Here is a 9,695-nt window from a genome sequence, read left to right as displayed (position 1 = left end):
CATAGAGTGAATTATTGTGATCAGCAAAAGCAATATGAGTTCAAAAAAAATCCCCCGATCTGCATCGAGGGATTTGTGTATGAAAGACAGGCTGTAAAAGCGGGCTTTCTATATAAGTGGCGGAGAGGGAGGGATTCGAACCCCCGGATCTGGCCGTCACTGACAAAAACCAACAAATACAATAAGTTAAAGATAACACCAAAATTGCAAATGTACCACCCCTTTGACCCCATCCAAAGGAGCCAACCTCGGAGTCCTGAAACCCTTATAGAATGCGGCTTCCCGAATTGTCACCCCACCTACGAAGAAAGAACCTACCCGATCTTGATCCCCCTTACAGAATACGGCTTTCCGAATTGTCCCTCCATGTGTGAAGAAAGAACTTTGCGCCGGTCCTTACGATCCCTTTAAAAATGCGACTTCTGGAATTGTCCCCTCACCTCCGAAGAAAGAACTTTCCGAATTGTCGCTCCATGTGTGAAGAAAGAAACTCAGCGTTCCATTGCGTTGAGAAGTTAGGAAACGGCGGGTCCGCCCTTGGTCCCGTCTCTTTTTTGCCAAAACTCATAATTAACCCGAGAACTAAACCATGAGACCAACCGCAAGGAATCCCCACGGGACAAGGACTCAGCGGCTAACCATGTGTGCCGACAAAAAGACCGTCGACCGCATAGAAGAAGCCCGAGACCTCTTGTCCTCAAAGCTCAAACGACGCCCCTCAAGGTCCGCCACTTTGTCGTACCTGATTTACCACGGCCTTAACGCCCTTCGAACTATTCACCAACCAACCCGAGAGAATTAGCCCAATGTCTGAATTTGTAAAAGCATTCCTGAAGAACAACGACGCCTACCTTATCGAAGACACCCGAGAGCGCGGTCATGTCTGGATAATATCTAAGCCTCATTGCATCGATCTTCGTGTCAGTATCGTATCGTCTGATCCTGCTTTTCCGTTGAACTCAATTTACGAACTCGACCCGTTGAATCTCGGGGACGAGTACCGAGTCACTCAAATTACTGACGTCCTTCAATACAAGCTACTGCTGAGCGCTGTTTCTCAATATGACCCTGAGAAGGGCGAGAGTCCGATCATCTTAAGAGCTTATGAAACCAACCCAATGAGATAGGAGTAAGACTTCCCCCGCCCCATCGTCCAACAATAACAATCTGAGTCAATACCACTAAGCGACCCCCGAGGTCGTCCAAATAGGCCCAAGACAGGCCCAACAGCTCATTCGAGCGCTAACACAATGAATCACCTTTACGACTCCCCCGAGAGTCCTCACTCCCTCACATCTTCAATTTGACCTATAGGTAAAAACTTTATGATTAACCCATCTTCAGCCCGTAACTTCCAAGATCTAATCGACAACGCAAAACCCGAGGTAATCGCCACCTACGACGACAAACAAGAGTTCAGCGGAATGCGGGAGCAAGCCCCCATGTTCTACTCTGAGTCTCTCGACACTCCGCTTGTCTCTGCGTCTGAACTCGACGCCGTCGACGAGAACCTTCGCAACACCTACAAGCGAATGATGACGACTACAACTCATGCCGGAGCTTGTAGCTCTCAGCCTTTCAACAAGGCAACTTGGAAGCACGTCATTGTTGACACAAACAAACTGTCTCGCCTTGGCATGTCGATCGACACCTCAGGCATGTTTGAGGGCTTCCCGTTCTTCGCTGGTTTCGATACAGCGGTCCAGACTCAATGGCTTGGTGAGAATGAGGAGATCCCCGAGTCCAACGCTCAGTCAGTCAAGTTCCCGTATGAGATCCACACCATCGGGGCTTTCACGATTGTTAGTCGTCGGACTTCGTCTTTAATCCCGACAATCCTCCCGAACGTCCGAATCGCTCAGGCTAATGCTATCCGCGAGTCTGTCGAAGCGGCGCTCATTAATGGCGACTCAGCGGTAATCGCTTCTCAACCAGACGGCTTGTTGAAGCAAATCACCGAGAACATTCTCAACGGCTTCTCAAAATCCATCATCGAGGTTATGAGCGAACAATTTGAGATCTTGGAAGGCAACGGGATCGACAAGGAAGAAATCGGGGTCCTAATGTCTCCGGACGTCGCGAAGTTGGCTCGCCAAGTTTCAACGACGAAGACCTTCGGTAGTCTTTGGGTTCCAGACCAAAAGATCCAAGTCTCGAAGCATGTTCCCGCGGGGACAATGGTCTCGGGTCGTTTCTCGGACTTCCAAGGCGTGACAAGCTCAAAGATCGACTTCTTGGCTCACTCATACACCCCTGAGGGTCAACCGGAGATAGGCGCGACGCGTGTCCGCTCAATGTTCGACGTTGATTCCGTCGTCTTGGATCAGAAGTCCTTCGTCAAGACAACTTCAATCGCTTAATGCGTGTCCTCGGGTCGGCCTCAGGGTCGGCCCCATTTCCCATACAACGAGAGTAAAACCCTATGTTCAGAAGAAAGAGAGTCAAAGCAAAACGCGCTGAAGCTGAAACCGCACATCATGCGATCTATCGGACACTAATCGACGAGGCCGGAGTTGTTATCGTCGACCTTCGACACGGCGGAGAGACTAGCAACTTTATGGCTGCGGGAAATCATGTCCGCGCCGTAATTAGTGACTTTGGACCTCACCCGAGTTTCATCCTCACGCCTAACACGAAAGACTGGTTGATCCGTGAATACAAGTTGACCGAGGAACAAGCCTCAATGGTATATCGACGCTTATTCGCTCAGGTTCAAAAGCGGATCAAAGAGATTGACCGCGACAAAGGCCATACCCCTTATCTTCAGCCAGCCTCAGCGACTGCCGCTCGAATCTGTGGTTCTGGACCAAGTAAACCGACCTTATTCGGCGAAGAATATTAAGGCCCCCCATGAGAAGCACAGTCGACCCAGTTGAGGACGAGGAATCCTTCGACCGGTACTTTCGGGAGTCTCAAAAGCTGATCTAAAAGACTGATCCCGAGGAGGACACCTCAAGGATAAGGGATAGACCTCGGGTAGTTGGGTCGGTCTTTGGGTTTGGTGATTTATTAATTCAAATATCACCCATCCATGAGGTCGACCCTGATCCTTAGTCGTCCCGAGTCAGTCCTTAAGTAATACGTCCGAAATTAGTCTCAGAGTTAGTCCTTAAGTAATACGTCCGAAATTAATCCCCCCAAGTCTCCCCTAAATAATACGTCCGAAATTAATCTCAGAGTCAGTCCCTAAGTAATACGTCCGAAATTAATCCCCCCAAGTCTCCCCTAAATAATACGTCCGAAATTATGTCCATTCATTCTTGTCTCGATCCTCTTTACGAGTTCGACGCCCCTGAGTTCGTATACCCGCAGAAGCCCCGCCGAGGTCGCCCTCCAAAGACAATCGTTAACCCTTTCAGTCCTCAACAAATGAACGACTTCACTTGTCAAAACGGTAAGCCGATCGGCTGGCTCGAAGACATACTCGTCGGGGTCTGTCTTGCGGAGAACCAAAAGTCCATCAAGAGCCGGAAACGCAAAGGAACAAAACACGTCAACGAGGTATCCCCCTCAAAGGTTGCCGATGTGTTTCTAAACGTCGAAGGAGACCTCACGTCAAAGCGCGTTGAGACGTTCCTTTGGTGTAGCGATAGACATGCTCGTCGGGTCATGGAACGTGTCGAGTTAGCCGCCTTGTTCATATCCCGAGACTTGGAACTCGGAGGGACAGCCTCAAAGCCGAACCCTGAGTCCATGACTCATGAGGCCGACTTGTTGAACTGGTTGAATAACCGATACGTCTCGGAGGAGATCAAAGGGGAAGTCGCGGGGATGATCCTCGCGTCATTGAATAATTAGTTTTACCATACGTCTGTTGTCTGTGAGATGGACTAATAAAGAGGGAATAGATCGTGCCTAAAATCAGAATGCTCGATAACGAGTGCATTCAGCGTAAAGTCGAAGTGGCCTTGTTGAAAACAGCTGGCATTCTTTATGAACACTAGAACCGTTGAAAACATCAAACTAATGTTGCTAAAGCCGGACATTGCTGAATACCTTCGAAGCAAGTGTAAATATCAAAAAAATTCCGCTATCAAAAACGGAGTACTTAACTTTATATTCGAAGGGGGTGGCGATCCAAGTTTTGGTCGTTACGTCAGTAGAAAAGCGATTCTTAAGAACTTCCAAGGAAAACTAATAAAGAGCAGTAGAAGCCACTCCCTAACACTGGAAGCAGAACCAACCCGTTTCGTTATCGAATTGATTGGCGCATCGCTAAAAGCGGGAGCTGAGCCTTTAGATATAGTTAGCGAAGAGCCTAACTGCTTAAACGTCTTATTCTACCTCCACCCGAGAATGAGGTATTTTGCAGGTTACATCAACGCTCTGATTCAATTGGATGACAACCATTTGAAGTTATCCCTGACGATTACCTTTCCTTTTCAGCTATTTGCTTGGGGAGTTGCAAAATCAATCGAGAGGACAATTGTCGAGGAACTAACCCTCTCTGGCAAAAACGATAATGGATTCAGGATAGAGAATTAATAAAAGCGATCTATCATCTTAAAATAGTTGTATTCAACATGTTAACCATAAAGAAGGCATTATGAAGCCCCCAAAAAACAAGCTGTTAGTTCTATTACTTGGAATTGTTTTCGCTTTAGCGTTCAATCCATGTCGAGCAAATGATTTAAACACCAAGCAAACCGCTGTGATTAGCACTGCAATGACCTACGAAGCGATCGTAATTGCCTGTAGCTTAAATAAAAACAATCTGAGCAATATAAACTGCGACCGAGCTAGATGGAGAGTGAACCTAATCAAGAAGAACTGGGGAATGTTTTTTGATAAAAGTTACGACGAACTTGTATCTCAAAAGTTACTCAGAGGCTTAATTCAGGACGGAGTTGTTGTTAATTAAACTGCTTTTAGTGGCTCCTCGGGGCAAACCAATAGAAGTCTTAGTTGACGAGTAGTCCCCCCGCGTCTTCAACCAGACAACCCCGAGGCTAGCCTCAACGACTCTGCCCTAGCATCCCCTCGGGTTCGGTCCTCAACGCACCTCAACACGGCGTCACGGCTCAACAACCAACGCTCACGAATCAACAGGTCTAGTCCTCAAAGAACAAGCCTAAGATAACCCCTCGCTCCCTCATCATGTCCAGCCTAACCCCCCCCTTAAAGACAAGCCCCTCCGGCCCATTCTCAGCGCCTCTCCGCGGCTGTCTGTAGGTCCATCAAAGCGATGCTCTCAGCTTGTCTCAACGTGGGCGAGAGAAGGTCCTCGGGAGGGTCGACGGGTCCTCCCTAGACCTTGAGTTAATGGGTTATTCGCACCCCGATCTTTCAATTCTGCGAGGGGATCTGAAAGCCCTACACATTTACTGTTAAATCACTGAGAACAAATATGAAAGTTAACATGACTCAACTCGCGTCCATCCTCGGGGTTACGCGAAAGACTGTCCGTTCCAGAATGACCCGAGGACTCCCCATTGAGTCGAAAGGCTCCGAGGGCAAGAATTACACCTTCGACACAACCAAAGTCATTGAATGGCACGTCGAACAGGAACTCGAAGGTTCCCACACCTCGGGACCAAACACCGATCCAAGTCTTCGGGATCTCAGGACCAAGAAGCTCGAAGCTGAAGTCGCTATCACTGAGTTAAACCTCGCGTCCAAACTCCGCGAAGTCGTTCTCGTGGACGAAGCTGTCGATACCATTAAGGACCGGATCAAGGTCCTCTCCGAGCATTTCCAACAACTAATCCCCCGCGTCCTTCCCCGAGTCGTGGGTCTCGTCGACGAGCAGGCCATAAGGTCGATCCTCGAAGACGAAATCAATCAACTCCTCAACGAACTAATCCCAAAGGAAAACGCATGATCGCCAACCGTAAAGAAATGGCCGAGATTATCGGCGTCACACCGTCCACCATCGACACATTCGTCGAGAAGGGCGCTCCCTGTATCGAGAAGGGGAAACGCGGCGTCCAGTCGCAGTACGACACAGCCTCTTTCGTTCGCTGGTACATCGAATACAAGCGAGACCAACTCCTCAATCAAGGCCACCTGTAAGCTCTCACCAAAGGACCCCACCCAATGACCTCCCGTAACCCGAAAAACCTCAAAGAATGCCGCTCCTGTAATGAATTAAAGCCCCGAAACCAATTCCGTCCTATCTCTGGCCGAGGGCGCTCGCCTCTGTGTAAAACGTGTCAGAACAAAAAGACCAAGAAACTCCTAAAGGCTCACTACAAGGACTCAGCCCCGCGTCTCTGTCCTTGCTGTAACGAAATGAAACCGACCTCTGATTTTCAGGCCAAAGTCTCCAACTTAATGACCGGCAAGCTTTGGATTGCCAACAAGTGCAAGGATTGTCGACGCTCCAACTTCTTGACCCGTTCTCTCCGAGAAATGTTCGAAATGATGCGAGAAAAGGGCCTCAACGTCTAACCCTTGGGAACAGACTCAGGGGTCAATCCCAATCCCGCGATCGCTATTGTAAGTTATTGATAAATATATGTTATTTTGTCTTTTTGAATATTCTAGAGTGTCCCTCGTTGTTCAACGGAAACCCATCAAAAGGAGTAGTAACAATGCAAGACGAATTAACTTACGAAGAAGCCCCGATCGTATTCGACGAGACAATCCTCACCGACCTTCCCGAGCTGATCTATGCGGCAACCCCTGAGGACGTCCTGAACGTCGAACTCGGGGACGTGGGTCAATATGATTGGAAAGAGGTCAACGAACCCGAAGCCGTCGAAAGACTGAAAACCTCGGGCCGTCCTTGCGTAATTCTGAGCACTAAGATCGCGTTCGAAGGAGTGTCGCGGGGTTAGTCGCTTAGTCCCTGTTAAAGATTCGTCCGACTGATACAGGGGTGATTTTGTCGATCACCTCTTGTCGAAACTCAAGACTAACCGAGCCGTAACGACCGCCCTCGCCTTTGGCGCTGTGTCCAGTAATTCGATCGCTAACACTGTCCGGAACGCTGAGTCCCCTCAATTCAGTTTTGATCGTATGTCGGAACTCATGGGCCGGAGCCTTGGGGTCGACTCCCTGTCCCCTAACAATATTCGCCCACCATTTACTAAGGGCGCTGGTCGTTGAGCCTGTCTGTTTGCTACGGGGAACCTGAGGGAATAAAGGCCCTTCTCCGATTGACTCGGCGTAGTCCAAGAGACCCAACTCAATTAAGTGTCGATGGATCGGAACGTGTCGGACCGAACTGTCAGCCTTAACCGATTGTCCCTTCCCTCGTCTGATATTGAAGTAATAGACGCTGCCTTCCTGTTGAATGTCGCTCGTATTTAGCTGACCGATCTCATTAAGTCGCGCCCCTGTGTATCGACAAATCAACGGGATCCAATACGACGCCCATCCATGACGCTTATGAGCTGACGCATCCCTGAATTGTTCATGACTGAATATCTTATCCAGCTCCTCAGCGCCGTAACCCCGTTCAAGCTCTGACGCGTCGACAACTTTCTTCGCTTGTGGCTTCTTGACCCGTTGAACTGGATTCACTGAGATAAAGTCAGCCTCAACCGCAAAGTTAATGATCGTTGAGACATGCTTGAGCGTGTTCTTAACGGTCGACGGGCTTACGAGAGTCAATTCGTTTGTCTTGGCGTAGGTAATTTGCCGCTCTATCGGCATACTTCGGATCTGCTGAGTCTTCGATTTTGGAAGCTTGAGCGACGTGTCTCGAAATTGAATGACATGATGGGACGTCAAGCCATCGACGGGAATATCCCCGACGATCTCCACAAAGCGTTTGAAGCTTGCCTCATAGCTGTCCAATGACTTCAGTCGACTGAGGTTCTCTCCGACCTTCGCTTTCTCTGCGTCGAGGTAGCTCGCCAAGACTTGAGACAAAAGCGGTCCTTTCCCTTCGACCGGTCTCGGGGCATTTGCCTTGTCCCTTGTCTTATCGACAGACAGGACCGAATCAGCTATCGAAGGAGCAGACTTATAGTTCCAATTATTCAGCATTCGAGCTTTGCTGAGACCTTCCAATTCATGCAAAAAGATAAAGAACTCTTTCGCAATCCAACGATATTGATCCGACCCTTTGGACACACTCAAGGTCTCGACTTGAAGCTGCTCGTCGATAAACGTCCCTAGTTGCTCCCCAAGGAGATCGAGCTGAGCATCGCTGGCGAAGTGAATGTCATTTCCGACAATTCTCAATAAGTCGGTACTTTCTTCGAAACTGATTGAGCCGTCCTCGTGGACTATCTTTGAGACAAAGCCAACGTCCCCGCCTTTGGCGTCGATCTCGTCTTTCATACGCTCATACCAACGCGAGGCAATGATCGCCGCGTCTTTCGCTGTTATTGAGTGTGAGACTTCTTGATCGGCTCTGAGTCGAGCCATACGGAATAGCTCGTCGCTCTCGGCAATATGGGGAACGATTAGCCGCTTGGCTTCCTCGGGGTCTTTGGTTCCAAGCGTCTTTTTGATTAACGAGCGTCCAACCGCTTTCTTAATATCTGCGGGTACTGCTCGACGGAAGTAATAAACTCCGGTTTGGGGGTGTTTCCAAGGACTAGTCATCAAGGGCATTCTGTACCACCTCTATGTACCAGTCAATGAGGTGCCAGATTCTCTGTAGCCCTTAAACGACAAAGGCCCCGCGTATTGCGAGGCCTTCAGATAAGTGGCGGAGAGGGAGGGATTCGAACCCCCGGAAGGTTTAACCCTTCGCCTGATTTCAAGTCAGGTGCATTCAACCGAGCTCTGCCACCTCTCCGCAGCGAGTGATGCGCATATTAATGACGCCTTTGGCTGTTGTAAAGCAAAAAATTGCAAAAAAATGGCTTTCTCGTTCGAACGCTGAAAAATCAAACAAATTGATACATAAACAACCAATAATAATGCTATTTCCACACTTTTTGCGGCTTGAAAAAGGATCCAATCGTCGCCACTATAAGTACCAAATGATAATGGGTCTCGGGAACTCCTTAGCGAGTCCGGAACTCTAATACCCTAGTTTGGTAACAGAAGGAGCCGAATAGATGGCACAACAAAGCATGTACAGCCCAGCGGTTGAAGCTGGTTCCATCAATAAGATGGTACGCAACACTTACAGCCTGTTAGGACTGACGCTGCTGTTCAGTACAGTCACTGCAGGTGTGTCGATGGCCATGAACCTTAGCCACATGGTGGCATTGGTAATGATGTTGGTCGCATTTGGTTTGTTATTTGTCGTCAACAAAAAAGCTGATTCAGCATCAGGTTTGGGGTGGATTTTCGCCTTCACAGGTCTGATGGGAGCCTCGCTGGGGCCAATGCTAAACGCATACGCGGCTCTGCCGAATGGTCCGTCACTGATCATGCAAGCGCTTGGCGGCACTGCGTTGATTTTCTTCGCGCTATCAGCCTACGCCATGAGCAGCAAGAAAGATTTTTCTTTCATGGGTGGCTTCTTGATGGTCGGTTTGGTGGTTGCCATTGTGGCATCCATTGCCAACATCTTCCTGCAAATTCCAGCAATGAGCCTCGCTATTTCTGCAGGTATGGTACTGATTATGTCGGGCCTGATTTTGTTTGATACCAGCCGCATCATCAACGGTGGTGAAACCAACTACATTCGCGCAACCGTTGCTTTGTACCTCGACGTGTTCAACCTGTTCGTTCACCTGTTGCACTTGCTGGGTGTGATGAACGACGACTAAGCGTCCCCCTATTACGCAAAGAGCCCTGCCCACGCAGGGCTTTTTTTCAGCTGCAGTTCAACGATAACATCCTAA

General features: G+C 49.0%; 11 protein-coding genes and 1 tRNA gene. 10 read left to right on the top strand and 2 right to left on the bottom strand.

Annotation, left to right across the window (positions count from 1 at the left end; translation table 11 throughout):
- Nucleotides 1-806: 806 nt before the first annotated feature.
- From IC617_RS03920 to IC617_RS03880, 9 genes are all read left to right on the top strand, one after another.
- Nucleotides 807-1,127 carry a hypothetical protein gene (locus tag IC617_RS03920; RefSeq protein WP_191143661.1) on the top strand — a complete coding sequence of 107 codons (321 nt, stop codon included), beginning with the start codon at nt 807-809 and terminating at the stop codon, nt 1,125-1,127.
- 198 nt (nt 1,128-1,325) lie between these two features.
- Nucleotides 1,326-2,360, top strand: coding sequence for a phage major capsid family protein (locus IC617_RS03915; RefSeq protein WP_191143660.1), 1,035 nt, complete (start codon nt 1,326-1,328; stop codon nt 2,358-2,360).
- Between the two features lie 62 nt (nt 2,361-2,422).
- Nucleotides 2,423-2,842 carry a hypothetical protein gene (locus IC617_RS03910; protein WP_191143659.1) on the top strand — a complete coding sequence of 140 codons (420 nt, stop codon included), beginning with the start codon at nt 2,423-2,425 and terminating at the stop codon, nt 2,840-2,842.
- A gap of 527 nt (nt 2,843-3,369) precedes the next feature.
- Nucleotides 3,370-3,798 carry a hypothetical protein gene (locus IC617_RS03905; RefSeq protein ID WP_191143658.1) on the top strand — a complete coding sequence of 143 codons (429 nt, stop codon included), beginning with the start codon at nt 3,370-3,372 and terminating at the stop codon, nt 3,796-3,798.
- 135 nt (nt 3,799-3,933) lie between these two features.
- The gene (locus IC617_RS03900; RefSeq protein WP_191143657.1) at nt 3,934-4,485 is read left to right on the top strand and encodes a hypothetical protein; all 552 of its coding nucleotides are present in this window, start codon (nt 3,934-3,936) and stop codon (nt 4,483-4,485) included.
- 862 nt (nt 4,486-5,347) lie between these two features.
- On the top strand, nt 5,348-5,821 hold the full coding sequence (locus tag IC617_RS03895; protein ID WP_191143656.1) for a DUF1441 family protein: 474 nt from the start codon (nt 5,348-5,350) through the stop codon (nt 5,819-5,821).
- On the top strand, nt 5,818-6,012 hold the full coding sequence (locus IC617_RS03890) for a terminase small subunit (protein ID WP_191143655.1): 195 nt from the start codon (nt 5,818-5,820) through the stop codon (nt 6,010-6,012). Before IC617_RS03895 ends, IC617_RS03890 begins: the two co-directional genes overlap by 4 nt.
- Before the next feature lie 219 nt (nt 6,013-6,231).
- Entirely contained in the window at nt 6,232-6,390 is a 159-nt protein-coding gene (locus IC617_RS03885) for a hypothetical protein (RefSeq protein ID WP_191143654.1), read from the top strand.
- Between the two features lie 143 nt (nt 6,391-6,533).
- A complete protein-coding gene (locus tag IC617_RS03880) occupies nt 6,534-6,779 on the top strand; it encodes a hypothetical protein (RefSeq protein ID WP_191143653.1) in 246 nt (81 codons plus the stop codon).
- 4 nt (nt 6,780-6,783) lie between these two features.
- Here the strand turns inward: IC617_RS03880 and IC617_RS03875 are convergent, their stop codons facing one another.
- Nucleotides 6,784-8,508, bottom strand: a complete 1,725-nt coding sequence (locus tag IC617_RS03875) for a site-specific integrase (protein ID WP_191143652.1) — start codon at nt 8,506-8,508, stop codon at nt 6,784-6,786.
- 95 nt (nt 8,509-8,603) lie between these two features.
- Nucleotides 8,604-8,695: transfer RNA gene (locus tag IC617_RS03870), tRNA-Ser, on the bottom strand.
- 265 nt (nt 8,696-8,960) lie between these two features.
- On the opposite strand from IC617_RS03870, the gene IC617_RS03865 reads away from it, so the two are divergent.
- Nucleotides 8,961-9,620 carry a Bax inhibitor-1/YccA family protein gene (locus tag IC617_RS03865; protein WP_191143651.1) on the top strand — a complete coding sequence of 220 codons (660 nt, stop codon included), beginning with the start codon at nt 8,961-8,963 and terminating at the stop codon, nt 9,618-9,620.
- Nucleotides 9,621-9,695: the final 75 nt, after the last annotated feature.

This window comes from Neiella litorisoli (assembly GCF_014773395.1).
GTDB classification, from domain to species: domain Bacteria; phylum Pseudomonadota; class Gammaproteobacteria; order Enterobacterales; family Neiellaceae; genus Neiella; species Neiella litorisoli.
This window is presented reverse-complemented; position numbering and strand designations above follow the sequence as displayed.